General features: G+C 60.2%; 35 protein-coding genes. 33 read left to right on the top strand and 2 right to left on the bottom strand.

Going from position 1 to position 23,634, the window contains the following annotated elements; genetic code table 11:
- The first annotated feature begins 138 nt into the window (after positions 1–138).
- From AC0L37_RS15395 to AC0L37_RS15385, 3 genes are all read left to right on the top strand, one after another.
- A complete protein-coding gene (locus AC0L37_RS15395; protein WP_282222731.1) occupies positions 139–1,431 on the top strand; it encodes a glycosyltransferase in 1,293 nt (430 codons plus the stop codon).
- A gap of 513 nt (positions 1,432–1,944) precedes the next feature.
- Positions 1,945–2,292, top strand: coding sequence for a hypothetical protein (locus tag AC0L37_RS15390; protein ID WP_282222732.1), 348 nt, complete (start codon positions 1,945–1,947; stop codon positions 2,290–2,292).
- A 358-nt stretch (positions 2,293–2,650) separates the two neighbouring features.
- Positions 2,651–3,607: a DUF2806 domain-containing protein gene (locus AC0L37_RS15385; RefSeq protein WP_282222733.1), complete on the top strand. Its 957-nt coding sequence runs from the start codon at positions 2,651–2,653 to the stop codon at positions 3,605–3,607.
- 67 nt (positions 3,608–3,674) lie between these two features.
- Here AC0L37_RS15385 and AC0L37_RS15380 read toward each other — a convergent pair whose 3' ends face one another.
- Positions 3,675–4,400, bottom strand: coding sequence for a S24 family peptidase (locus AC0L37_RS15380; RefSeq protein ID WP_282222734.1), 726 nt, complete (start codon positions 4,398–4,400; stop codon positions 3,675–3,677).
- 189 nt (positions 4,401–4,589) lie between these two features.
- Here AC0L37_RS15380 and AC0L37_RS15375 point away from each other — a divergent pair, with 189 nt between their 5' ends.
- The 15 genes from AC0L37_RS15375 to AC0L37_RS15305 all read left to right on the top strand — a co-directional run bounded on the left by AC0L37_RS15375 (position 4,590) and on the right by AC0L37_RS15305 (position 12,056).
- Positions 4,590–4,892: a helix-turn-helix domain-containing protein gene (locus AC0L37_RS15375; protein WP_282222735.1), complete on the top strand. Its 303-nt coding sequence runs from the start codon at positions 4,590–4,592 to the stop codon at positions 4,890–4,892.
- Positions 4,889–5,026 carry a hypothetical protein gene (locus AC0L37_RS15370; protein WP_282222736.1) on the top strand — a complete coding sequence of 46 codons (138 nt, stop codon included), beginning with the start codon at positions 4,889–4,891 and terminating at the stop codon, positions 5,024–5,026. The genes AC0L37_RS15375 and AC0L37_RS15370 overlap by 4 nt, the downstream gene beginning before the upstream one ends.
- A complete protein-coding gene (locus AC0L37_RS15365) occupies positions 5,023–5,238 on the top strand; it encodes a hypothetical protein (RefSeq protein WP_282222737.1) in 216 nt (71 codons plus the stop codon). Before AC0L37_RS15370 ends, AC0L37_RS15365 begins: the two co-directional genes overlap by 4 nt.
- Positions 5,235–5,702 (top strand): hypothetical protein, encoded by a 468-nt coding sequence (locus AC0L37_RS15360; protein WP_282222738.1) that lies wholly within the window; start codon positions 5,235–5,237, stop codon positions 5,700–5,702. The genes AC0L37_RS15365 and AC0L37_RS15360 overlap by 4 nt, the downstream gene beginning before the upstream one ends.
- Positions 5,699–6,286 carry a DNA-binding protein gene (locus AC0L37_RS15355; RefSeq protein ID WP_282222739.1) on the top strand — a complete coding sequence of 196 codons (588 nt, stop codon included), beginning with the start codon at positions 5,699–5,701 and terminating at the stop codon, positions 6,284–6,286. Before AC0L37_RS15360 ends, AC0L37_RS15355 begins: the two co-directional genes overlap by 4 nt.
- A 101-nt stretch (positions 6,287–6,387) precedes the next feature.
- Complete coding sequence (locus AC0L37_RS15350) at positions 6,388–7,869, top strand: transposase (RefSeq protein WP_473315429.1); 1,482 nt, start codon at positions 6,388–6,390, stop codon at positions 7,867–7,869.
- A 60-nt stretch (positions 7,870–7,929) separates the two neighbouring features.
- Positions 7,930–8,676 carry an AAA family ATPase gene (locus AC0L37_RS15345; RefSeq protein WP_282222740.1) on the top strand — a complete coding sequence of 249 codons (747 nt, stop codon included), beginning with the start codon at positions 7,930–7,932 and terminating at the stop codon, positions 8,674–8,676.
- On the top strand, positions 8,676–9,302 hold the full coding sequence (locus AC0L37_RS15340) for a hypothetical protein (RefSeq protein ID WP_282222741.1): 627 nt from the start codon (positions 8,676–8,678) through the stop codon (positions 9,300–9,302). The genes AC0L37_RS15345 and AC0L37_RS15340 overlap by 1 nt, the downstream gene beginning before the upstream one ends.
- Positions 9,299–9,721 carry a transcriptional regulator gene (locus tag AC0L37_RS15335; RefSeq protein WP_282222742.1) on the top strand — a complete coding sequence of 141 codons (423 nt, stop codon included), beginning with the start codon at positions 9,299–9,301 and terminating at the stop codon, positions 9,719–9,721. The genes AC0L37_RS15340 and AC0L37_RS15335 overlap by 4 nt, the downstream gene beginning before the upstream one ends.
- Positions 9,711–9,971 carry a hypothetical protein gene (locus AC0L37_RS15330; RefSeq protein ID WP_282222743.1) on the top strand — a complete coding sequence of 87 codons (261 nt, stop codon included), beginning with the start codon at positions 9,711–9,713 and terminating at the stop codon, positions 9,969–9,971. Before AC0L37_RS15335 ends, AC0L37_RS15330 begins: the two co-directional genes overlap by 11 nt.
- Positions 9,968–10,282, top strand: coding sequence for a hypothetical protein (locus AC0L37_RS15325; protein ID WP_282222744.1), 315 nt, complete (start codon positions 9,968–9,970; stop codon positions 10,280–10,282). Before AC0L37_RS15330 ends, AC0L37_RS15325 begins: the two co-directional genes overlap by 4 nt.
- A complete protein-coding gene (locus AC0L37_RS15320) occupies positions 10,266–10,931 on the top strand; it encodes a DUF3164 family protein (RefSeq protein WP_282222745.1) in 666 nt (221 codons plus the stop codon). Before AC0L37_RS15325 ends, AC0L37_RS15320 begins: the two co-directional genes overlap by 17 nt.
- An 8-nt stretch (positions 10,932–10,939) precedes the next feature.
- Positions 10,940–11,257 (top strand): hypothetical protein, encoded by a 318-nt coding sequence (locus AC0L37_RS15315; RefSeq protein ID WP_282222746.1) that lies wholly within the window; start codon positions 10,940–10,942, stop codon positions 11,255–11,257.
- Entirely contained in the window at positions 11,254–11,439 is a 186-nt protein-coding gene (locus tag AC0L37_RS15310; RefSeq protein WP_282222747.1) for a hypothetical protein, read from the top strand. The genes AC0L37_RS15315 and AC0L37_RS15310 overlap by 4 nt, the downstream gene beginning before the upstream one ends.
- Positions 11,436–12,056 (top strand): regulatory protein GemA, encoded by a 621-nt coding sequence (locus AC0L37_RS15305; RefSeq protein WP_282222748.1) that lies wholly within the window; start codon positions 11,436–11,438, stop codon positions 12,054–12,056. Before AC0L37_RS15310 ends, AC0L37_RS15305 begins: the two co-directional genes overlap by 4 nt.
- A gap of 5 nt (positions 12,057–12,061) precedes the next feature.
- Here the strand turns inward: AC0L37_RS15305 and AC0L37_RS15300 are convergent, their stop codons facing one another.
- A complete protein-coding gene (locus AC0L37_RS15300; protein ID WP_282222749.1) occupies positions 12,062–12,253 on the bottom strand; it encodes a hypothetical protein in 192 nt (63 codons plus the stop codon).
- A 101-nt stretch (positions 12,254–12,354) separates the two neighbouring features.
- Here AC0L37_RS15300 and AC0L37_RS15295 point away from each other — a divergent pair, with 101 nt between their 5' ends.
- The 15 genes from AC0L37_RS15295 (at position 12,355) to AC0L37_RS15225 (ending at position 23,634) form a co-directional block, all read left to right on the top strand.
- Entirely contained in the window at positions 12,355–12,564 is a 210-nt protein-coding gene (locus tag AC0L37_RS15295; protein WP_282222750.1) for a hypothetical protein, read from the top strand.
- On the top strand, positions 12,561–12,809 hold the full coding sequence (locus tag AC0L37_RS15290; RefSeq protein WP_282222751.1) for a hypothetical protein: 249 nt from the start codon (positions 12,561–12,563) through the stop codon (positions 12,807–12,809). The genes AC0L37_RS15295 and AC0L37_RS15290 overlap by 4 nt, the downstream gene beginning before the upstream one ends.
- Before the next feature lie 52 nt (positions 12,810–12,861).
- Positions 12,862–13,185: a helix-turn-helix domain-containing protein gene (locus AC0L37_RS15285; RefSeq protein ID WP_282222752.1), complete on the top strand. Its 324-nt coding sequence runs from the start codon at positions 12,862–12,864 to the stop codon at positions 13,183–13,185.
- 86 nt (positions 13,186–13,271) lie between these two features.
- Positions 13,272–14,489, top strand: coding sequence for an N-acetylmuramidase domain-containing protein (locus tag AC0L37_RS15280; RefSeq protein ID WP_282222753.1), 1,218 nt, complete (start codon positions 13,272–13,274; stop codon positions 14,487–14,489).
- Complete coding sequence (locus tag AC0L37_RS15275) at positions 14,489–14,923, top strand: hypothetical protein (protein WP_282222754.1); 435 nt, start codon at positions 14,489–14,491, stop codon at positions 14,921–14,923. The genes AC0L37_RS15280 and AC0L37_RS15275 overlap by 1 nt, the downstream gene beginning before the upstream one ends.
- A complete protein-coding gene (locus tag AC0L37_RS15270; protein ID WP_282222755.1) occupies positions 14,920–15,132 on the top strand; it encodes a TraR/DksA C4-type zinc finger protein in 213 nt (70 codons plus the stop codon). Before AC0L37_RS15275 ends, AC0L37_RS15270 begins: the two co-directional genes overlap by 4 nt.
- Positions 15,132–15,491, top strand: coding sequence for a DUF2730 family protein (locus tag AC0L37_RS15265; RefSeq protein ID WP_282222756.1), 360 nt, complete (start codon positions 15,132–15,134; stop codon positions 15,489–15,491). The genes AC0L37_RS15270 and AC0L37_RS15265 overlap by 1 nt, the downstream gene beginning before the upstream one ends.
- A complete protein-coding gene (locus AC0L37_RS15260; protein ID WP_282222757.1) occupies positions 15,491–15,805 on the top strand; it encodes a VpaChn25_0724 family phage protein in 315 nt (104 codons plus the stop codon). Before AC0L37_RS15265 ends, AC0L37_RS15260 begins: the two co-directional genes overlap by 1 nt.
- Position 15,806: 1 nt before the next feature.
- On the top strand, positions 15,807–16,424 hold the full coding sequence (locus AC0L37_RS15255) for a DUF3486 family protein (RefSeq protein ID WP_282222758.1): 618 nt from the start codon (positions 15,807–15,809) through the stop codon (positions 16,422–16,424).
- Positions 16,421–18,118: a hypothetical protein gene (locus AC0L37_RS15250; RefSeq protein ID WP_282222759.1), complete on the top strand. Its 1,698-nt coding sequence runs from the start codon at positions 16,421–16,423 to the stop codon at positions 18,116–18,118. Before AC0L37_RS15255 ends, AC0L37_RS15250 begins: the two co-directional genes overlap by 4 nt.
- Complete coding sequence (locus tag AC0L37_RS15245) at positions 18,118–19,734, top strand: DUF935 domain-containing protein (RefSeq protein ID WP_282222760.1); 1,617 nt, start codon at positions 18,118–18,120, stop codon at positions 19,732–19,734. The genes AC0L37_RS15250 and AC0L37_RS15245 overlap by 1 nt, the downstream gene beginning before the upstream one ends.
- On the top strand, positions 19,724–20,509 hold the full coding sequence (locus AC0L37_RS15240; RefSeq protein ID WP_282222761.1) for a phage head morphogenesis protein: 786 nt from the start codon (positions 19,724–19,726) through the stop codon (positions 20,507–20,509). Before AC0L37_RS15245 ends, AC0L37_RS15240 begins: the two co-directional genes overlap by 11 nt.
- Positions 20,510–20,709: 200 nt before the next feature.
- Positions 20,710–21,516 (top strand): DNA adenine methylase, encoded by an 807-nt coding sequence (locus tag AC0L37_RS15235; protein ID WP_282222762.1) that lies wholly within the window; start codon positions 20,710–20,712, stop codon positions 21,514–21,516.
- A 267-nt stretch (positions 21,517–21,783) separates the two neighbouring features.
- Positions 21,784–22,875, top strand: coding sequence for a phage protease (locus AC0L37_RS15230; protein ID WP_282222763.1), 1,092 nt, complete (start codon positions 21,784–21,786; stop codon positions 22,873–22,875).
- Positions 22,876–23,634, top strand: a complete 759-nt coding sequence (locus AC0L37_RS15225; RefSeq protein ID WP_282222764.1) for a hypothetical protein — start codon at positions 22,876–22,878, stop codon at positions 23,632–23,634. It begins immediately after the preceding gene.

Raw genomic sequence — 23,634 nt, 5'->3', positions numbered from 1 at the left:
ACTGAATATCCACGCAGCTTTCGGGGGAGAGCGATGCAGGTATATCTCGTCGTCAGACCACACCATTACCGGTGCGCCTGGCGCATCGGGCATCAGCGAAGACCTAGGCCGCCGCGCTGAGCGGGCGGTCGGCACACCGTGTCGGACGCGCTGGACCTGATCAGGGCTGTGCTGGGCACGGCTTGCGTGGATGACGCGCAGGCGCGTACGCTGCTGGAAGATGCACTGCAAAGCGAAACCGATCCGCTGATCCATTGCGCCATCGTTTTCGGGATCAGCGAGGCCCTGGCCACCCAGCGCGCGGCGGACTGGGCCGGGCTGGCCTTCTTCGAGAAGGTGCCGCAGGGCCTGGTCGGCGAGATCGCGCCGATGCGACTGGAAAATCTGGCCGGGGTGCGCCTGTTCCGAATGCAGGTGCTGGACCGCGCGGTGGATTTCACCGCCCCCGACTTCCTGGGCTTTCTCAGGCTCAAGCGCCGCCTCAGGGAACGCCCGCTTCTGCGCCAGTCCATCTGCGTGCTACCGCCCGCCGCACTGCGCGATTATCTGACCAATCTCGCCGCGCCCGATCTGATCGTGGCCGCCCGACAGGGTCTGTCGCAGCGCTGGCCTTATGCGGTGGCTCAGATCGAACTCACCGGCCCCGCGCGCTGGAGTTTTGCCCTGGGCCTGTTGCTGCTGCTGACCATGGCCCTGTCGGCGCCCTTTATTGCCGAAACATGGCTCTTGCCGGTTGCGCTGGCCCTGTTGGTGGCGCCCGCAGCCATTCGATTGGCTGCGCTGAGCACGCCACAGCGTCCGCTGCCGCCGCCGCAACGGCCGCCCGACGAGGAACTGCCGATCTATTCAATATTGATCCCGCTGCACAATGAGGCCGCCATGGTGCCCCAACTGTTTGCCGCCATGTGGGCGCTGGATTATCCGGCCAGTCGGCTCGACATCAAATTCGTTGTCGAAGCCAGCTCTCACGCCACCATTGCGGTGGTGCAGGCACGGCTTGGCGATCCGCGCGTATCGCTGGTCACCGTGCCCGATGCCGCGCCCCGCACCAAGCCCAAGGCACTCGATTATGCGCTGCCGCTCTGCAAGGGTGAACATGTCGTGGTCTATGATGCCGAAGATATTCCCGATCCTGACCAGCTCTGGAAGGCGGCGCTGCGCTTTCGTGACGAACCTGATCTTGCCTGTCAGCAGGCGCGGCTGCTGATCGATAATGGCCATCGCGGCTGGCTGGCCGCCCTGTTTGCCGCCGAATATGCCGCGCTGTTCTCGGTGCTGCTGCCCGCTCTGGCGCGCTGGCGCCTGCCCATCCCGCTGGGGGGTACCTCCAACCATTTCCGTGTCGCCACGCTGCGCCAGATCGGCGGCTGGGATGCCTTTAATGTCACTGAAGATGCCGATCTGGGCATGCGGCTGGCGCGGCTGCTGTAACGCGCAAGATCGGATGGCACTTCTGGGAATAGGTGGAAACAGCCGCTAATTAATGGTTTCAGGCCCAAACAACCGGCCTTTGCCCACGCAACAGTTATGCACGTTAGCGCAACTTCGAATGGCAACTAGGTTTGAGTTGGGACTTCGGTGACAGAACACTTGGTGCATACACAAAGTGGCCGAAAGATCTGGAGCCTGCGGATTTCCAGAAAACATCCTTCGCAAACATGGCAGACAATCGTCCATCATCTCGCCACCTCGATCACCGCTACGCTGTCACGTCAGAGGGTGGTCTTAACAGCGTATACTGTTCGAAAAGACAGCCCCCGCTTCTCTAATTATTCACACAGCAACGGCGGCTCCGAGGTGAAACAAGACGTTATATAATGCCTTCCCACAACGACGACGGAACAGCACTAAATTCGTTCTGGAAAATATTACATAATTGTGGCCTCATGGAGTAGCAAAAAGACGCCCATTTGCAAAATTTCTCTGTTAACGAAAGGAATTACTATGCGAGCTATATTTAGAATAGAAGGTATTCCGAGCAACATTGGCGCGGGAGATGCAAAATCAGCTCACGAGGTTGTTCTAGAGCTTCCTGAAAAAAGTCAGATGGATTTAGCGCCAGTAATCGACAAAGATATTAATCTAATTCACAAGGCATTCTCCGAGAATGACGGGTTGCTTGGTGAATTGCTGCAGAAATTTGGCGAGCGGGATTTTGAAGGAGTATCTAATTTGCTTGATGCGCACGACATTTCGGAAACAAAATCCCAGGAAAAAGGCGGAGGAATAATACTTGCAGCGCTCGCGGTGGCATGTCTGGCAGCGGCGCCGATACTTGTTCTGATGAAATAAAAAAGACGCTGCAGGCGCCCTAAATAAGTAGAGATCATAATAAAAAGAATAATATCTATTGAATCAGCTAGTTATTTAGGGTGTCCGCTTGATAGCTATTGACGCTGGTCTCAAGCTCTAAACAACGGCATGGAGGAGCTGCCTGAGATGTTGCCGTTTGTTGGACGCTCGGCTAGGCTAAATCAGTTTGGTGTCCACTAACTCGGAAGCAGTCTATTTAGTTTAGATTGCTTTCTATCAAGCCGGCATCCGCTCAAAGAATGCATTCATTCGACAGGAGGCGCTGTCACCAAATAGAAATATGGCGCTGCGCAAATTCTCCGAATCCTGCTCTAATGCAATAAATTGGAGGGGAAATATGCCTAGTACGAACGGCGACGGCGACAATCCAGTCTTGAAGGCTCTGGAGGCCGGCTTGCCTCAATTGCTGTTGGGTCCCGCTGGTCATGCGATCAGTCGACTGGTTGGTGCAGCCGTCGAAATTCCCGCAAGTTGGCTTGAGGAAGTATCTCAGGCAAGCAAAGACAGGAAAGAGGGCCGAACGGTTATCATGCGGGCCGTTGCTCAAAAATCAGCGGAAATAGCTGCAGCCGACCCGTCGATATTAGATCGTGGCATGAACTCAATGCTAGGACGCGCGTATCGCGAGCAGGAAAATCGGGAGGCTGTAGCTAAGAAGACAATTGAGCAGTTGGCAGAGGATCCTGCTCCTTCGGAAAGCGCAGGGCCCTCGGACGACTGGCTCAACGTATTCGAAGACCAGGCAGCGAAAGCAAGTTCTGATGACCTCCGTAACCTTTTTGCCCAGATACTCGCGGGTGAGGTTCGGAAGCCGGGAACATTCTCGCTTTCTACTATGCAGTTAGTCGCAGTTTTGGATCGGCCAATAGCCCAGATGATGGAGGCGCTCGCACCTCTGGTTTGGGATGGGAAGACAGTGTTTAAAATCGCAGCGGACGAAAAGCTTAACTATAGTGAACTGCTTGAGTTGGAGGATGCCGGCATTGTAACTCTGGGAAGTGGCAACCTTCAGATGGAGAAGCCAATATCGCCTGACGGAATCATCGGCTTTAATCAGCGTGGTATCGTACTAATAGGCCGTTTCGAAAGAACTGGGAAAGTCGGTTTCCCCGCATACTCCATCACCCGAAAAGCTCGAGCACTTATGGAGATTTTGAACGCGCCGCCGGATGTCAGAGCTTCGGCAGCTGCGATGTGGAAGGCCGGTGCAACGCAAGTTCAGTTCGGGCATGCAGTGGCGGTTGAAGGTGGACTTTTTGGAGCAACCAATTTGGTCGACCTGGATCGGTCCTAACTTAACTAGCCAGCATCTGGTTAGAACCCATCGATTGGCGCCACTGCTGAAAGTCAGATTTTCGTCGCTACAGCTTCTGCCCTGCCCAAACGACACGTCCGGGTATGGTCAGTTTATCGAGCTGCTGACTATCAATGACCTCTTTTGGGTAGGCCGGGTTGTGCGAAATCAACTCAACCGTGCCGTCTACTCGCCGGTTCACTAGCTTCACCAGAACATCCCCATCCAGCACGACAATATAGAAGTTCCCTGATCGCACCTGCTGATCGGGACGAAGGTCGACGAGCATAAGCGCGCCGTCCTTGATGACTGGATCCTGGCTGTCCCCACTGCAGGTGAGAAGCCCGCAATACTTGGGCGATAGGCCCATGTCCCTTAGCCAGTCGGTTTTAAATGCCAGACGCTCGGTGATCTCTTCAGCCAGGGCGACCAGCCCGTGCCCGGCTGAAGCAGATACGCCAACGCGCGGCACCAGGGTGAAGTCCGTCACTTCGTCACCTTCATCAAAGCCTGCGGCTGCGGGCACTCTTGCATCATGTGCAGGAGCTCCGAACAACACCCAGTCCACCGATTTCCCCGCAGCTACAGCAAGTGTGGCCAGACCAAAGACCGGCGGCTTGACCTTGCCGTCTCGCCATTTGGCCACTGTCTCGTCAGTCACGCCGGCAATGGCCCCAGCGCGGACCAGCCCGCCGACCGATTCGATGATCGATTTTATTCGAGCTCCCACTTCCTCGGAGAACTCAACCGCCGAAGTGGGAAGGGGCTTCCCAGTTATAGGGCGCTCAGACATCAGCAGCTAACCTGCTGAATTGTCGAATTAATTCGCTATACCCAAACATCATCGCTCTAGTCTTATCTGGGAACCGATTTTAATCGTTGTTGAGGCGATTAAAATCGGTTACATTAGTGGCCACAAACGTAATTCGTGCGTTCGAACCAACCGCCCGGTGCAAACGGTCGGCTGATACGGGGATGGAAGATGACCGAGACAAAGCAGGTCGAATGGAACCTGCACCTCATCAAGGCCGCCATAGGCATGGCCGGACTGACCCAAACCAAGATCGCCAAGTCGGCGGGACTTCAGGCTTGGCAGGTCCGACACGGACTGCGCGGAAACAACCTCCAGGGGGCAAAGGCCATCGCCAAGGCGATCGGCGTCCCTTTCCGTGAGCTATTCCCAAACAGTTACCTGCGTGGCGATGTCGAACCTATCCGCAAGGCGACAGAGTCCACCAGTGCAAAACGGCATCGCCGCACAGACGCAATGCGTGGTGCAGCATGAGGGTTTGGTCAGAAAAGAACGGCAGCGTTGACGTGACCGTCTATGGCTTCAGCTTCATCGACAACCTGATTGTGGTGCTGGGTGGTCTGATTGTGCTGCTCGGATGCGTCGTTAGCTTGGCGGTGATCTCATGACCGAGACACTCCCAACTGCTCGGCGGGCAGATGCCTGCGCCGATAATCGTGAGGTCGAGATCAACCTCATCCAAAAGCACCCTGTGCTGGCTCCGTCGAAGCCATGGGAAAAACTCTCGGAACAATTTTCCCGGCTTAAGGCGAGCGAGCAGCGTCAATTCTTTCAGCTGCATGAAGACGCCATCGTTGCATGGTTGGCAGCCCGCAAATGAGCCGCAACCGCGACACCCGCACCGCCGACCTTTTGTCCTGGGAGCCTCCCCAGGTTGCGGTCGGCTATGCGGCTGATGTCGCGGGCAGAGGCGGTATCGAGAACCAGATCGCCAGGTTGCTGGCGCGAGCGTTTCGCGATGCCAAAGACGAAAAAGGGCTGAACCGGGCGACCATCGCCGGTCTCATGTCGCTCGAGCTTCATCGCAACATCACCGAGGCCCAGCTCGACAAATGGGCGTCGGAAGCCAGTGACGCTCACCGCATCCCGCTCGATGCATTTGTCGCTCTCGTCAAAGTCACTGAGGCCGAAGACCTGCTGGGGTTCATTCCCGGCATTCTCGACTTCGCAGTGGTCCCTCGAAAATACGCCGAGATCATCGAATTGCACCTGCTCGAAGAAAAAGAACGCGAGATCGCGGCTGCCAAACTCGCACTGTCCCAGCGCCTGAGGAGCCGGTCATGAAAGAGTGGATGACAGCCCGCGAGATAGCCGAGGCCGGGTTCCCAGACCTTCCAACGACCAAGCGCGGCATAGCCATGCTGGCGGCCAGTGAGAAGTGGGACGAACACCCGGCCTACTCGCGGCAGAGGAAGGGCAAAGGCGGCGGTGTCGAGTACCATTTCCGTCTACTCCCCACCTTGGCCCAGGTGCATTTTGCGCAACGGACAATAGTCGTTGGCGGTCCTGCTAATGATGAGGTTGTCCAGCAGCTTGTGCCCGATGTGTCGCTGAGCGACAGAGCGGCTCGCGAGCGTGATGCGCGTCTGGCCATTGTCGGGCAGTTCGAGAAGTTCTGCGCCGGTATGCGGCTTAGGCAAGCCGCATGCTTGCAGGTCTTCACTGACAAATACAACGGCGGGACACTGGCCGTGGAGGATTGGGTCAGGGAGATAGTTCCCCACCTCTCCAAGCGCACCTTGTTGCGTTGGAAGTCGGCCAAAAAGTCGGCCAGGCTGCAGCGCTGGCGGTCGATCGTGGACAGAGCAGGAAGGGCACTGGTGTTTTCGATCTGGCCGAGAACGGGCGGCTACGCGCTTTTGCCTTAGCGCTCATTATCGAGCAGCCCCACTTCGCCGCCAAACACATCAGAACGCTTTGCATCGACGAGTTCGGTGAGGCGGTCGAAGTGTGCGGCAAGCGTGTGGCGATGCCACCAGTCCGCACCTTTCAATGGGCCTTAAAGCAGCTGAAAACGGATAATCGCGTCCTCATTACCAAGGTCACCAACCCGGACAAATACCGCTCGACCATGCTGGCGTCTGGGACCGGCATGATGCGCCACATCGGCTTACCCAACGAGCTCTGGATGATTGACGCGTCACCGGTCGACGCCCTGTGTGTCGACGGTCGGCACTCGATCTACATCGCCATAGACTTGGCGACGCGCCGCATTGTCATCACTGTCTCGCGCACTCCCCGCGCATCAGCAGTGGGTCTAATGATCCGCAAAGCAGCCCTGGAATGGGGCGTGCCGCAACAGATCAAGACTGACAACGGCAGTGACTTTGTCGCCGAGGCCACAAAGCGTCTTTTCACCTTCCTCGACATCGAGCCAATCGTTTCGGCAAAGTACAGCCCCGCTCAGAAGGCCCATGTCGAGCGCGTTATCGGCACGTTCCAGCGCACCGTCGGTCCGCTGTTGCCCGGCTTCATCGGGCACGACGTGGCCGACCGCAAAGCGATTGAAGAGCGCAAGGCCTTTGCAGTGCGTTTGGGCACAACGGACGCCGCTGCTTTCGGCGTCCAGCTGACCGGCGCCGAGCTGCAGGCCAAGATCGATGACTGGGTCGAATACGACTACCAGCACCAAGACCACAGTGCGCTTGGCACCACGCCATTCGCCGCCGCAGCCGCCGCCGCATACACGCCCCGCATAGTCGATGCGCGTGCGCTCGATGTCCTGCTCATGGCGGTGCCGGGCACAAAGGGCCAGCGCCGGGTCACCCGCCAAGGAATCCGGATCGCGGACTATTACTACGGCGTCTCCGCCCTGCTGCCCGGCACCCAGGTGTTTGTCCGAATGGACCCCGCCGACATGGGGACGATTTATGCCTTCACGCCAGACGGTGCTGAGTTCCTCGGTGAAGGCACTTGTCCCGAACTCGCCGGTGTAGCACCCGCCGCCTTTTGGGCTGCAGTGCGGGAAGCCCACGCAGACGTGCTGCGCGAGGGTGGCAAGTGGATGGAGGCGGAGCGCCGCCGCATCAAGAAAGGTCCCACCTTCATCGACCGCTATTTGCGGGTCAAGAAGGCCCAGAACGGCAATATCGTCGCGCTGCCCAAGCGGACCGAAGAACATTCCACCCCGCAGATTGCGGCGGCATTGGAGGCCATCGGCCAAACACCCACAAAGCAAAACAGCGCTGCACAGTCGCAGGCGCAGTTCCAGGCGCAACTCATTTCGGAGCGCGCCAATGCCGCGCCCGAACCCACGAACATCCATCCCCTTCGCAATGAAGAAACCAACCATCAGCGGTTCAACCGCGCGCTCGATATCGAGCGCCGCTTGGCAGCTGGCGAGCCGGTGGAGGAGCGCGAAGAAGGGTGGCTGCAGGGTTATCGCACCGGCTCGGAATACCGGTCGATGCGGATGATCCATGACGACTTTGGCGGGCAGGCCAACCTGTAGCGGCAAAGAAAAACCCCGGCGGCAACCGGGGCTCTCGACGAATTTGAAGAGGACCAAAATATGACGACCAATAGTCAACCCGTCAACGCTCTTTCAATAGCGCCCCTGCGCAATGTCGTGGCGTTGCTCACCATGACGGACATGCTCCAGGCGCGCCCGGCGGGGCTTTCTGGGCTGGGCGTGTTCAGCGGCTTTTCTGGCTACGGCAAGAGCGTGGCCAGCCAGTACGTGATGAACAAGCTCGGCGCCAAGTACGTCGAGGCCCGCTCATTCTGGACCCAGAAGGCGTTTTGCGAAGCGCTGCTCAAGGAACTCAATGTCGACCGCCCGAAGGGCACCATCTCCAAAATGATGGACGAGATCATCGACATCATGGGCGACGACCCGCGCCGGCCACTGATCATCGACGAAGCTGACAAGCTGGTCGACAAGAACATGATCGAACTGGTCCGCGATATTCACGAGACCACGGGCGTTCCGATCATCCTGGTTGGCGAAGAAAACTTGCCCAACAAGCTCAAGGCGTTTGAGCGGGTGGACAACCGGGTTCTGGGTCGGGTGCTGGCTGAAAAGTGCGACACGGCCGATGCCCAGCATCTTGCCAAAATCCGCTGTCCCGGCATTGCGCTGGCGCCGGACCTCTTGGCGCACATCGTCACCCAGACCAAGGGCAATGCCCGCCGCATCGCCACCACCCTGCACAACGTCAAGGTGTTTGCCATCAACGAAGGGGTCCGTGAACTGGACTTGGCTGCCTATCGTGGCGGCGTGTTCACGGGCGAAGCCCTCAAGCGGGGTGTTGCCTGATGCCCTTCGTGCTTGAACTCGAACTGAAGACCGTCCGGCTGCGGGGTCACGACCATTACTGGGGCGTGATCCGCGACCTGGGTAAAGACGGCACTACCTTCACGGTCAAAGACGTCGTCGGCGCCACCACTGCGCACCATGCCACGGTCGATGACTTCGTTAAGCGCCTGCAGCGTGCCGGCATCATCATGGCCGCTGGTCTGCAGGGTGAAGGCCACTGGGCACAAAAGCAGTTCCGCCTGGTGGAAAGCCCCCGTGAAACGCCCTCGCTCCGCCGCGATGGAAAGCCCGGCGATTATGGCCGGTCGCGCCAGAACATGTGGAACATCATCCGGGGACCGCAGGGTCGCGGCGGTATCGCAGGCGATGACCTGGCAATGTTGGCCGCAACCGAGGAAGTGCCTGTCGCCATCAACAGCGCCAAGGAGTTCCTGCAGCGCCTGGCCAAGGCTGGCTATCTCACAGTTGTCCAGGCATCCGCGCATCATCGCCTGACCCGGTATCGGCTCAAGCCGTCGATGAATACTGGCCCCCTGGCGCCGAAGTTGCTGCGTGCCCGCATCATCTATGATCCCAACAACCGCACCGTCGTGGGTAACGCTGTTGCCGAAGAGGAAACCGCATGAACCGGGGACCTCAGACTGGCAAGGCGCGCAATGGCGCCAACGACCGCAGCTACATGGACAAGGCCACCGAGGCTTTCGACGGCAATCCGCCAGAGTGGATTGTCGCGCTTGCCGCCCGCGCTGATCTCACCGGCCTTGATGGCGCGGCTGAGGCCATCGGCTACTCCGGGTCGCTCGTCTCGACCGTGCTTCGCAACATCTACAAGGGCGATGTCGGCCGGGTTGAGGAGAAGGTGCGCGGCGCGCTCCTGGGCCTGACTGTGGACTGTCCCGTCATCGGCGAGATGAGCCGACACACCTGCCTTGATTGGCAGGGGAAGCCCAAGGCGGCGACGTCTGCCTTGCGCATGCGGATGTATCACGCCTGCCGCAACAACTGCCCTCATTTCCGCCCCAAGGGAGGCACCGATGCTGAATGAAGAAACTGTCTCGCGCCGCCTTCGGATTATGGCTGGTTGGGTTCGCGGCATGCGTGACGGATCACTTCCGTCCACTGACCGCACCACCCAAAACATGGTGACCATGTTGGGCGAATGCGCCGGCGAAGTTGAGCAGATGGAGGTCGAGCTGGGCACAGCTGATGTCCCGGCAAAGCTCCGAGCGGCGGGCAGCAATGTGGTTGCACTCAAGGCCGCTCTGCAGGGCGGGCGTCGGGAGCGGCAGGCATGAACGCGACCGCTCCTATCGACCCTGTCGCAGTGGCTCGCGCCATCATCGCTGACCCCCGCAAGAAGTTTACGATGTCGGTGCTGCAGATCACCGCCATCTGCAATGCCCTGGTCGAGGCCGAGGATAATCCCCAGCCCGCCATTTCTGACGGTCTTGCCGTTTCAGCACGCGCATTGATCGCGGTTCATGACGGCTTCGCACAGCGTGTAGGAACCCTCGGCACCGCCCAGGCGCAAGCGGTCAGTGATGCCGTTTTCAAGACCTTCAAAACCCACTTTGAACAGGAGTTTCCCAATGTCGACCATGATTGACACCACCAATGCCGAACCGATCGCCGCTGACGGCGTGATCCTGGTCAATGGCCAGGCGTGCAAGATCGATGCCCAAGGCCATTTCGTGCCGGTCAGCATGATCAAACCGCAGCACAGTCTTGAAGATGAGATGGTGCTCAAAGTCGTCGGCCACGCGCGCGACCTTTCGGCTCAGATCGGCCGTTTCAAAGGACACACATTCGAAGATCTGGGCGGTCTGGATGAGCTGTTGTCCCAAGAGTACGGGGTCAAGCGCGGCGGCAAGAAGGGCAATCGGACCTATTACAGCTTTGACGGGTTGCTCAAGGTCCAGGTGGCCATGGCCGACCTCGTCGACTTCGGCGCCGAGCTACAGCAGGCCAAAGCACTTATTGATGAATGCCTGGTCGAGTGGGTGGCCGATGGTCGTGACGAGATCCGCTCGCTGGTGACCCGCGCATTCAACGTCGAGCGTGAAGGGCAGATCAACAAGGCCGAGCTGTTCATGCTGCTGCGCCTTAACTTCACCGATGAGCGCTGGCTGCGCGCAATGGACGCTATTCGCGACGCCATCCGCGTCATCGGCGCCAAGCAGTATTTCCGGTTCTACGAGCGGCCAAACAAGGAAGCCTCCTGGACGGCGATCAGCATCGATCTGGCCAAGGTTTAGAGCGCGCCATGAACGCAATCGCCCGCCCTTCTGAAACCTGGTCGACCAACTTCTTCGTTGTCGATGGTCTCCTAGAAGCCCGCAGCCATGGTGAGCGGGCCACCATCCTGTTGCGCCTTTCCGATGCGGTCATTGCGGCCAAGGTTGAGCAGCTGCAGGACGCCTGTCGGGAGACCGGGTTTCAGGCGGGCGTGGACTTCTTGAGCCTCCGTCTGGCGCAGCATTGCGCCACTCGGACCAAGACGGGTGAGATGCCGAAGGCGCTCGTCGAGCAGTTGGAATACTGGCGCAACGGCATGGTCGCTATCGCGGGAGTCCAGTCATGAGCAGCTTCGACACCATTGTGGTTGAAGTGCAGGCCAAGGTTATTCGCGGCGCTGCCAAACCCGACACCTTCGGCTGGACCATCACCATTCCGCCCAATGACGATCCTGACCAGGTCAACGCCCTGATCACGGATGCATGTCGCCGGCTGCGTGACGAAACCCAGGGGAAAATCAAGCTATGAAAACCACTGCTGCAATCAATGTGGCCTGGAAAGCGCGGGGTCTCGACGAAGACACCGCCCGTGATGTTTACGAGCGGGTCACTGGCAAACGCCGCCTGACCCTGATGACCAGCACCGAGCAACGGTCCGTGCTGGCCGAATTCAACGGCACACCGGTGGCCGCTCGGGCCAAGGGTCTGACTGGACCATATGCCAAGAAGCTTCAAGCGCTTTGGATTGCCGGGTGGAACCTGGGCATTGTCCATGATCGTCGCGACAGCGCCATGCTCTCATTCATCAAACGCCAGACCGGCATCGAGCATACCGCATTCCTGCGCGCAGCTGCCGACGCTCGCAAGGCTGTGGAAGCGCTAAAGGGCTGGCTTACGCGTGCCGGCGGCGTCGACTGGAGTGCCTTTAGTGACGCGCAGGATTGCGTGATTGCCGCTCAGTTGAAGGCCCTCAGCCGGAGCCGGGACAGCGTTGGCTACAAAGCCACCGGTATCACCAGTGCTGCAGGAGCGAAGGCCGTCGACAGCATCGCCAAAGTGGCATTGATGCGATTGCTGGGCGAGCAGATCCGCGCCAAAGCAGCTGAAGCGCCGATAGCTGATCTTCGGCAGGTTGGAGCGAATTGATGCTGTCAGTGCAGCTTCGCTCTTGCGGCACTCATGTAGCGTCGCCACTCGCCAACGAGGACCGCGATTTTTGCGGCCTTGATGGGATGCGCCTCAGCGATGCTTTCGAGAATGGCGACCTCCTGGGTGAACAAAGCCAGGTTGCTGTCGATCGGCGTGGGGACACCTCCGGCCTGGACATACTTTGCCAGGGTCATTCGGCTCAACATTATTCGCTGGTCGGCTTCGCTCGCGGTCATGCCGCCAAGATTGAGCAGAACAAAATCGCGGTCAATCGCCCTGGTGGGGAGGCCGTGTGATGCCCTTCCCGACTGGGACGCTGTTCGACTGGCCCGAGCGCCAGAGGATCGCAGAGATCACGCGCCGCCGCGCCGAGATCGCCAGTCGCATCCCAACCCTTCGTCCACGTTCATTCAAACGCGTCCAGCTGCAAGGCGTCCTTCACGATCTGACCCAGCAGGAACTGGCGCTCGAAGCCCAACTCGCCCGACAGGAAACCGTCAAATGACCATGCGCGGCACCAAGCTCCCCAAGACCCAGACCGAGATCGCGGCACTCGCCGCCAAGCTGTTGCCGGGCTCTAGTTTCCGGCACCTGGTTGGCGATGGATACGCCCTCAGTGCTGGCAGCAGATGTTGGTCCAGCAAGCGTGGAATGACAGCCCGCCTAGTCTACCGCCAACGCGACATCGCTGCAGCTGGGGTCAGCACGATAACCCTCATTTTCAAAGGCATTCCAAACGACGATGTCTGATGCTAACGCTCCACTGCCAGCTGTCATTGCGGAGATCGCTGAGGTCGCCGGGATGGATGCTGCCTGGACGATCGCGCGGGCAAAGGGCGGCCGGCAGGTCTATATTCCGGCTCAGGCAGCAGCCGGTCATTGGTTGACCGAACTAGTGGGGCTTGAGGCGGCGCAAAAAATATGCGCCTTCTACCGAGCGAACAGTTCGGGAATGCAGCTACTGATCCCGATGGGCAGTGCGGTGCGGACTAAGACGGAGATTGCCAAGGCCATCGAGCAAGGTGGGTCGGCCAATCAACTGGCCGGCGAGTTTGGCAAGCATGAGCGGACGATCAGGCGACACCGTGCCAGGCTCCGCGACACCCGCCAAGGCAAGCTGTTCTAGGCACCCCCGGACATTTGTCCGCCCTGATTACGGGCCCCCGACCAGCCACAGTCCGACAACATTCACCGCGTCGGACGGCTTGTTCTATGACTTCTACTATTGTCGACCAGCTTGCCACCATGAAGGGCAAGAAGGGCAACCTGCCAGCCTTGCTCGAAGCCGCAGGCAAGCGCCTCAAGGTCCGTGTTGCGCTGCTGCAGGCCCTCGTCAATGTCGAAAGCGGTGGCCAGCCATTTGACGACAAGGGCCGACTGATCATCCTCACCGAAAAGCACGTCTTCTGGCGCGAGCTGCCCAAGGCGCTGCGTGAGAAGGCGCAGGCGCTTGGTCTGGCAACGCCGCGCTGGAACAAGGTCAAAAATTATGTCGGCCTAGGCAAGTCCGGCTCTGATGCGCGCTGGACGCGTTTGGCTGATATGGCGCGTTTGCACGAGACGGCCGCATTGCGGTCGGCCTCCTATGGTGCACCCCAGATTATGGGGTTCAATCATGCCCAGGCGGGCTTTCCCACCGTCACAGAATTCGTCCTTGCGTTCGCTGAACGGGAGGATGCGCAGATAGCGGCAATGATCGAGCTGCTGGTGAGCTTTGGCCTGGTGGCCGCGCTGCAGGCAGAAGATATCCAGGCCATCGCCCGCCGCTATAATGGTTCAGGACAAGCTGATGCCTATGCCGGCATGATCAGTGATGAGCTTGTGAAAATGACTGGTGGTGTTGGTCCCATAACCAATCCCAAGGTCGAGGCGATGCTGCGCCTTGGGTCCAAGGGTTATCGCGTTGAGGCACTACAGCAACGCCTGATCGAGCTGCAATACCATGTCGTCGCTGATGGAGACTTTGGCCCGGCTACCGAGCGCGCCATCGTGGCTTTCCAGAAAGCACATGGCCTGTTGCCCGATGGCCGGGTTGGACCGCTCACCGAGGCCGCCCTCGATGTCGCCGTGCCGCTGGCGCAGGAGCCTGGCAATAGCCGCGAGGATCTGACGGTCAAGGACCTGCGCAAGCGGGGATCGGAAACCATCAAGAGCGCCGACTGGCTGTCGCGCATTGGTGCGTTGTTTGGCGTTGTCGGCATTGCCGGAGAAGCTGGCAAGGGCACTGAGGGCTTTGCTGGGATCGAGTGGTTGAACGGGGTTTCAAACCTCATTCAAGCGGTCAAGAAACCGGTCGAGCCAATCATCGCGATATTCACGGCCAACCCCATCCTGGGCTTTGGGCTGGCAGGCATCGTGGTCCTGGTCATCGCCCAGCGCCTCAAGGCGCGCAGGCTTGAGGATGCCAAGTCCTGGAGGCATGTCGGCTGATGCGCGGACTCATTCGCAGTGTTCTTGGATGGTTTGGACTCGGCGGCGTTGCCGACTTCGCCGTGGGAGCGATCAACTTCGTAGAGCGGGGGCTGACGGGCGACGTCTCAGTTGAGCGAGCCGAGATCGATGCCGACGTGCAGAACCGCCGCACAGAGGCCGATCGGCAAAAGGCGCAATTCCAGTTCCCGATGTTCTGGGTGATCGCTGTCGTCTTTCTGGGTCCACTGGCCCTCAAGTGGGGCATGATCAACCTTTACGACGTGTTCTGGTGCCGGGGCTGCATGTTCCCCCAGCCTTGGACGATTGCCGCCTACCAGGCCCCGTTTGATGATTGGGCCCGTAGTGCCTTCCAATGGGTGTTTGGCCCGGTCGGAGCAGTCGGTCTAGCCGGTGGCGTTGGTATTGGCCTGGTGACGCGGGGCCGCAAGTGAATTTCTCGAACCGCGACTTTGACCTGGCCGACCGCCGCGCCGACCAGGAGCGTGCCGAAGGTCTGCGCCGCGTCATGTCCGCGATGGCTGGTACCGGCACTAACGACTGCATCGACTGTCTCGAAGCAATCGATCCCGCCCGCCGCAAGGCGATGCCCACCGCCTGCCGCTGCGCTGGCTGCCAATCTGACTTCGAAAGCAAAGCCTGATGGACATATCACTCCTGCAGACCTGGGTGCCAATCGGCATTGGCCTCATCAACCTGTGCGGTCTGGTATGGGCGATCTTGCAAAGTTCGGCCAAGAGCAATGCGGATGCCATCGTCAAATTGTCCGACGCGCTCGCCGCACTTGGAGACCGTCTTGTTGGCCGCATAGACGGCGTTGAAAAGCGCATCTCCACCCTGGAAGACGACTATCGCCACCTGCCCGACAAGGAGAGCATCCACCGGCTTGAGGTCAACATGACCGCCATGGCTGGGGACGTGAAGGCGATGGGGTCCGAGATGAAGAACGTCCGCGAGATCTCCGTAATGACACGCGACATGCTCTTGAAGGACACAGCCTAATGCCACCAATCGACCGCTCGGCCCTTGTACTCGCCAACATCCGTCTGATCATCCTGCGCGCCCTAGCCGAAGAGGATAATGAAAGCCTCAACGACACCATACTCCAGGTGGTGTTAGAGCAGTTTGGCTATAGTCGCAGCCGCGACTTCATCGCCAATGAATTGACCTGGCTAGAAAAGGAAGTTGGTGCCGTCCGCACCAGCCATGCCGGCAGTGCCATCATCGCCACACTGGTTGATCCAGGCCGTGATCATGTGACACGGCGCCGGGTGCTGCACGGCGTGCAGAAGCCCTCCAAAGCGCTGGACGATTGAGATGGGTGACCGCCAGACGCGTGGCCGGCTCTCCTCGATCGACCTTCTGCCCGAAGAGGCAGAGCTGATCGTTGCCTGGGCGGCAGAAGAGCTTGCAGACACCAAGCGCACCCAAATCGATATCTATGCCGAGTTCAAGGATAAGCTGATCGACCTTCAGGGTGAATTCGAGCTTGGGTTCGAGATCCCGTCCTTTTCCTCGTTTCATCGTCATTCAGTTCGCCTGTCGGCGCTGACCCGGCGCCTGCAGCGCATGAAGGCCGTCGCCTCAGCTATTGTGGAGCGCGAAGACGCTACCAGTGCCGACGATGTCACCATGGCCGCCACGCTGACCATCAAGACCCTAATCCTGGAACTGGCAGAAAAAGGCGGGGAGGCTGGGTTCAGCCCCAAGGATGCCAAGGCCATGGCGGATGCGCTGCGTTCGCTGGCTGCCGCAGAGAACGTCTCTACTGCCCGCCGGCAAAAGGTTGAGGCGGATCTCGCGCGCATGGCCGACAACGCAGAGACCGCGATCGAGACCGTGGGCAAGGAAGCCGGACTTACCAAATTGACTATCGCCAAGATCAAGCGCGAGTTCCTGGGCGTGCGCGACAAGCCAGTGGACCCGTCACCATGAGTGAGCAGGACCTCGAAACGAGCTGGTCTGATCCCATCCTGCCGCGCCAGCCCGAAAAGCTGCCGGCAGAACTGCTGCGCGGCGCCGATATTCCAGATGACCTCGACCCATTGGCCGAGGGCGTCCTTATGCGCCACCAGGCGGAATGGCTTGAGGACGAAAGCGACCTCAAACTGGGGGAGAAGGGGCGCCGCACCGGCATCACGTTTGCTGAGGCCTTTGATGCGACGTTCATCGCTGCGGCCAGGCGCTCGGCCGGCGGGCAGAATTATTTCTACATCGGCGATACCAAGGACAAGGGCCGCGAGTTCATCGGCTATGTTGCGCACTTCGCCAAGTTCGTCGCGTCTGAGCTGCTGACCGTGCAGGAGTTCCTGTTTGATGACGTGGTCGAGGACGAGCACGGCAAACAGACCATCGTCAAGATCCCGGCCTTCCGCTGTGCCTTCGCCTCGGGGTTCCGCGTCGAGGCGCTATCATCCCGGCCGGAGAACATTCGCGGCCTTCAGGGCACGGTGTGCATTGACGAGGCTGCCTATCACCGTGACGTCCGCGCCGTGCTCGATGCGGTGAACGCTTTGCTGATCTGGGGCGGCAAAATCCGGGTGATCTCCACCCACAACGGTGTGCTCAACCCGTTCAATGAACTGGTGCGCGAGGCCAACGCCGGCAAGATCCCGTTCTCGGTGCATCATATCCCGTTCAGCAAGGCCGTCGCCAACGGCCTGTTCAAGCGCGTCTGCCTGATCAAGGGCGAGGAATGGACCGCTGAAAAGGAGGCTGCCTGGGAGGCTAAAATCCGGGGCGCCTATGGTGTACGTGAAGCCGCCATGCGCCAGGAGCTGGATGCTATCCCATCGGAAGCCGCCGGCGCCGTGCTGACCCGCGTGATGATCGAGAGCTGCATGGTCAAGGGGATTCCAGTAGTGCGCTGGACGCAACCCGACAGCTTCAAGAACCTGCCAGAGCGGGAACGTAAGCAGATCGCGCTCGACTTCTGCCGGCGCGACCTGGCGCCGCTGCTGGCCGGGTTGGACCCCAAGCGCTCGCACGTCCTGGGCGAGGACTTTGCCCGCAGCGGCGACGCGACCGACATCATTCCGATGGAAACGGGCGTTGACCTAGTGCGGCGTGTGCCGTTCGTGGTCGAGCTGCGCAATATCCCGTTCGAGCAGCAGAAAGACATCCTGTTTTATATCGGCGATCGACTGCCTCGGTTCACCGGCGCGGCGCTCGATGCCACCGGCAATGGCGCCTATCTCGCTGAAGTGGCGGCCCAGCGCTGGGGCTCAAAGGTCAATGAAGTCCACCTCAGCCAGAATTGGTACCGGGTGCAGATGACGGCCTACACGTCCGCCTTCGGCGACAAGACCGTAGTGCTGCCCATGCACGAGGACGTTCTGCTCGATCACCAGGCCATCGCCTATGTCGGCGGCGTTCAGATGGTGCCCAGCGACTTCCGCTTCAAAGGCAGTGACGGGTTTGATCGGCATGGCGACACCGCCGTCGCCGGGTGCCTGGCCTATTTCGCCAGCCGCCAGGATCATGTCGCCCACAATGGCTATCAGAGCGTGCCGCCACCACGCAGCCGGTTTGAAGAGCGCGGCAGTGACGACAGTTGGAAAACACGCAGCGATGATTACGACAGCGGGTTCCGCATGGGGTCCATGCGCGGCAAAGGGAGTGGCTGGTAATGGCCGATTATTTCAAAGGCCTGGTCGACCAGTTCGGACGCCCGATCGCCAAGGCGAGCCTGACTAGCGAACAGGCCGGCCCGACGATCCGTGGGGTGCGCCAGCCCTATGGTGGACACCCGGCAGCCGGGCTGACACCGGGACGGCTGGCCAATGTGCTGCGCGCCAGCATTGAGGGGAGCCCGGAGCGCTATCTGGAGCTGGCCGAGGACATGGAAGAACGCGACCTGCATTACGCCGGCGTGCTGTCCATCCGCAAGCGCCAGGTCTCAGGCCTGGAGATCACGGTCGAAGCTGCGAGCGAGGATGCCGAAGACGAGAAGGCTGCCGAGCTGATCCGCGACCTGATTGGCCGTGATGAGTTCCAGGACGAGCTGATCGATATTCTCGACGCCATCGGCAAGGGCTATTCGGCCAGCGAGATCATCTGGGACACCAGCGAGGGGCAATGGATGCCCCAGGCCATCAAATGGCGCGACCCCAGACACTTCGAGTTCGACGATATCGCCTTTGATCGGCTGCTGCTGCGCGGAGATGCCGGCAATGAGGAACTCAAGCCCTTTGGCTGGATCGTGCATCGGGCCAAGGCCAAGTCTGGCCTGACCATTCGTGGCGGTCTGGCGCGCTCGGTTGCCTGGTCGTTCCTGTTCAAGACCTTCACGATCAAGGACTGGGCGATCTTTGCCGAGGCCTACGGCCAACCGCTGCGGGTCGGCAAGTTTGATCCCGGCGCCAGCGAGACCGACAAGGATACCCTGCTCGAGGCGGTCTCCAACATTGGCACTGACTTCGCCGCGATCATCCCCACGGCCATGCAGATTGAGTTCATCAAGGCCGATATTACCGGCAGCCATGAACTCTATGAAAAGCGCGCCGACTGGCTTGATCGGCAGGTCTCCAAGCTGGTGCTGGGCGCGACCGGCACGGTCGATGCCCCCACTGGCGGCGGCTACGCATCGAGTAAGGTGCATGACGGTGTGCGCGACGATATCGAAAAGGCCGATGCCCGCCAGCTTAGCGCCACGCTCAATCGCGACCTGGTGCGGCCCACAATCGACCTCAATATGGGTCCGCGCCGAAAATATCCCAAAGTCATCATCGGGCGGCCCGATGAGGTCGATCTCAAAGCACTGGTGGACAATGTCGTCAAGCTGGTGCCGCTGGGCCTGCCAGTGAGCGTTGCCACCATGCAAGACAAGATCGGGCTGCCGGCACCCGGCGAAGAAGAGGTTCTCCTGGTGGCAGCTCGGCAGGCGCCCGCGCCTGTCCAGTCGGACCCCACGCCCCGCAACCAGCAACCAGCCGAGCCCTTTGACCCTGCCAAGCCAGGCGCCAGTGCCGACCAGCAACCCTTTGCCATGCAGCCTACCGACGATGCCATTGAAACGGCCGTCACCGAGCTGCTCGCCGGCGACGACTGGCAACCGCTGGTGGAGCCGATCGTCAAGGGGCTTGCCGAGGAGATCGCGGCGGCAACCAGCATTGAAGAGGTCAAAGCAATCCTGATACGGCGCGCAGCGACCATCAGCGTTGGCGAGTTCACCGATATCCTTGCCAAGCTGGCCTTTGGTGCGCGCCTGGCAGGCGAGCTAGAGGAACCGCTTGATGGCAATTGACCTCAAGCCAGTCGCCCCCAAGGCCGCGATCGACGCCCTGATCACGCGCGGCATGCAGCTCTATCCGAGCTTTGCCTGGCAGGAGGTCTATGCCGAGATCCACGGCACCATGTTCACAGTGGCCAAGTCAGCCGGGTTCGACATCCTTGAAGAGATCTTCAACGGGCTTTTGGTGGCCCTTGAAGATGGGCAGACCTATCAGGACTTCGCTAGGGATCTGATCCCGCTGCTGCAGGTCAAAGGCTGGTGGGGGCGTCAGGCGGTGACCAATCCTGGTACCGGTCTTCCCGAGATCGCCCAGCTCGGCTCAACACGCCGGCTGCAGCTGATCTTTGATGTCAACATGCGGGTGAGCTACGCAGCTGGGCACTGGGCGAGCTTTCAGCGCAACAAAGCCGCGCGGCCATTCCTGCGCTATGTGCACCTGGTTGGCCAGGAGCACCCGCGCCTGCATCACCAGGCCTGGCACAATGTCTGCCTGCTGGTGGACCATCCCTGGTGGAATACCCACTTCGCACCCAATGGCTGGAACTGCCATTGCACGATCCAGAGCCTGAGCCAGCGTGATGTCGATCGCCTGATCGCCGATGGCGAAGTGCTGCGGTTTGAGGCGCCAGCCGAACAGCTGCGCGAATGGACCAACAAGGTCACCGGCGAAGTGCGCAAGATCGACACTGGCATTGATCCGGGTTGGGACCATAACCCCGGCAAGTCGGGCTGGGGACCGACAGTGGAACGTCTCGGGACCAAGCCTGACCCACTCAACATCCGATAAGCGGGAGCGCGAATATTCAGCGGGCAAGACTTTGTTCCGTGCAGCCAAAGACCCGGAGTAACCAGCAACGGGCGGCCAGGTTACCCTGGCTGGGGGCTCCAGTTTGGCGACCAAACCCCCAAGGTGCCGAAATCGTTCACCACACCCGTTGCGCCACGAGGGCGCCCCTACGGGCTAGAGCGAGTCCACCAGGAAACACCATGACCTCTGAGAGCTTTTCCCGTGCCGTTTCACCTACCAACACGCCGGCCGCCTATATCGGCGGCAAGCGCAACCTCTCCAAGCGTCTCACTGCTTTGATCGAGACCATCCCTCACCAGACCTATGCAGAGGCATTTGTTGGCATGGGGGGCGTCTTTCTCAAACGCCGATCGGCGCCGCCGGCTGAGGTCATCAATGACTATTCTGGTGACGTCACGACGTTCTTTCGCATCCTGCAGCGCCACTACACGCCTTTCATGGAAATGCTGCGCTACCAGATCACCAGCCGCCGCGAGTTCGAGCGTCTCAAAGCCAGTGATCCAGCGACCTTGACCGACCTGGAGCGCGCTGCCCGGTTTCTTTACCTGCAGCGACTGGCGTTCGGTGGGAAGGTCGCCGGTCAGAATTTTGGGGTCAGTCCAGGAATGGGCGGCCGGTTCAACATCACCAAACTCGCGGCTACGCTGGAAGACGTTCACGAGCGCCTGGCAGGTGTCATCATCGAGAACCTGCGCTGGCAGGAGTTCGTGGCGCGCTACGACCGCGCCAATGTCCTGTTCTATCTGGACCCGCCGTATTTCGGGAATGAGAAGGACTATGGCGCCGGCATGTTCGGGCGTGAGGAGTTCGCAGAGATGGCGGACATCCTGGGCGGGCTGAAAGGGCGCTTCGTGATGTCGATAAATGATCGACCAGAAGTCCGGGATCTGTTCGTCCGCTTCGAACTGCACGAGGTGGCGCTGACCTACACTGTTGCCGGCGGCAAGAATGCAAAGGCAGCCAGAGAGCTGATCATCGTGGGTTAGGAAGTGCCCGTGACAATTCAAGCGAGTGTCAATAACAGGGGGCCTTGGAGCGCCAGAGGCCCCTTCTGGGCACCAACCATGGCCAAGAATGGCCATTTGCTAACGCTGCCCCCTTTAAAACCCGTTTAATGGCCCAGCGTGGCCCGATGGTGGCAGCACCGTGGGATGTGCTAGCGCAATGTGGGGAACTGCCGCCTGGTGACCCAAATCTGCCCCTGACATTTGTCCGGGCGGTTTGGCTGCAGCGAATGCGTCAACTTGGCGGTCATGAGCAAGCCCGTCAACTCTCTCCTTTTTGGTTTCTCCGCCCTACAGACCGCAAGCGCGCCTGAGGGCGAAATCAATGCCGTCTGGCACAAGATCATGCCTGCAGGCCAGTTCCAGGGCCGCGACGGCCGTGGGCCGTTCGATGCCGGTGACAAGATTGCAATGCAGGCAATCGTTGATCGCTCAATGGCGCGCTACGCCGGCAGTGATCTTATGGTGGATTACGATCACCAGAGTTTATGGGCTGTAGGTCCGAACAAGGGCGGCCGCGCTGAAGCTTCGGGCTGGTTCAAGGCCTTTGAAGTCCGCGACGACGGCATCTATGGCCAGATCCAGTGGACGCCCGCTGCCGCCGCCAAGATCAAGGCTGGCGAGTATCGCTACATCTCCCCCCTGTTTACCGCACCAGATGGCAAGGTCGATCGGATCGACAACGCCGCCCTGGTCAATCAGTCGAACCTGCCGCTCGAAGCCATAGCGGCTGCGGCAGAGCATTTTTCACAACGGAAAGAGACAGACATGAATGAGCTGCTCGCCAAGCTCGCGAAAGCGCTTGGCCTCAAGGATGGTGCAGACGAGACAGCCATCGTCGCCGCCGCCAACGCCTTTGCGGTTGATCGCGGCAAAATCGCCGTCGCCGTTGGCATCAATGCCGATGCGACCACCGATGAAGTCCTGACCGCCTTTGGGGCCCTCAAGACCGAGGCGGAAAAGGTTGACGGCACCAAGGCCGTTGATGTCGATCCGACTAAGTTCGTGCCTATGTCCATGTTCAAGGACCTCGAAAACCGGCTCAATGAGACGGTGACCGGCTCGACCAAGGCCAAGGCCACCGAGGCAGTCGACAAGGCCATTGCGGCCGGCAAGATTACGCCTGCCAACAAGGAGTGGGCCTTTAGCTATGCCGAGCGGGACTTGGCAGGCTTTGAAGCATTCGTAGGCAACCAGCCGCAGCTGACCGCCCGCCAACTAACCCCCGCAAAACCCCAAGACGGCAAGCCCGCGCTTTCCGACCAAGATCTGGTGGCCATGAAGGCGCTCGGCCTATCCGAAGAGCAGTTCATTGCCTCCCGCCAACAGGAGGCAAACTAGATGGCCCCGCTGACCAAGGGGCGCACCACGCCCGCACGTAGTGGTGATATTCGCGAGCATGGCGTCCTGGCGGCCACCCATTTGTTTGCCGGGTCCCTGGCGGCAATCACGGTCGCTGGTTTGCTGGTGCCGATGTCGGCTGCCGTTGGGCTGCGCGGCCTGGGCCGCTGCGAAGGCGATGCTGACAACAGCGACGGCGCCGACGGCGCGATCAATGCCCGAGTGAGTGCCGGCATTCATCGTTTTGCCAATTCTGCCGGCGATGACCTGATCACCACGGCCGATATCGGCCGCGAGTGCTATGGCGTCGATGACCAGACAGTCGCCAAGACGCTTGGCAACGGTGCACGCTCAGTTGCCGGCATTGTCTATGATGTCGATGCCAACGGCGTCTGGGTCGACTTCCGGGCTCCGGCCAATCGCGCCACCGAGTTCGACCGGATCAATCTGCCCACGCTGACCGGCACGCCGGTTGTGCGCATGATCGCCACCCGCGCTGGCAAGATCAAGAAGATCACCTCGGTGCTGCAGGCCGCTCTGACCACGGGCAACGCGACCATCACTGTCGCCATCAATGGGGTCGCCGTTACCACTGGGGTGCTCACCATCACCCAGGCAGGCTCGGCCGCTGGTGACATCGACACGGCGGAACCCACGGCTCTGAACACCGTGGCCGCTGGCGACATCATCTCGTTCACCGTTGGGGGCACCAACGCCGCCGCAGTGGCGGCCAATCTCACCCTCGAAATCGTCCGCTAA

The sequence above is a fragment of the Devosia sp. J2-20 genome (assembly GCF_055808475.1).
This window is presented reverse-complemented; position numbering and strand designations above follow the sequence as displayed.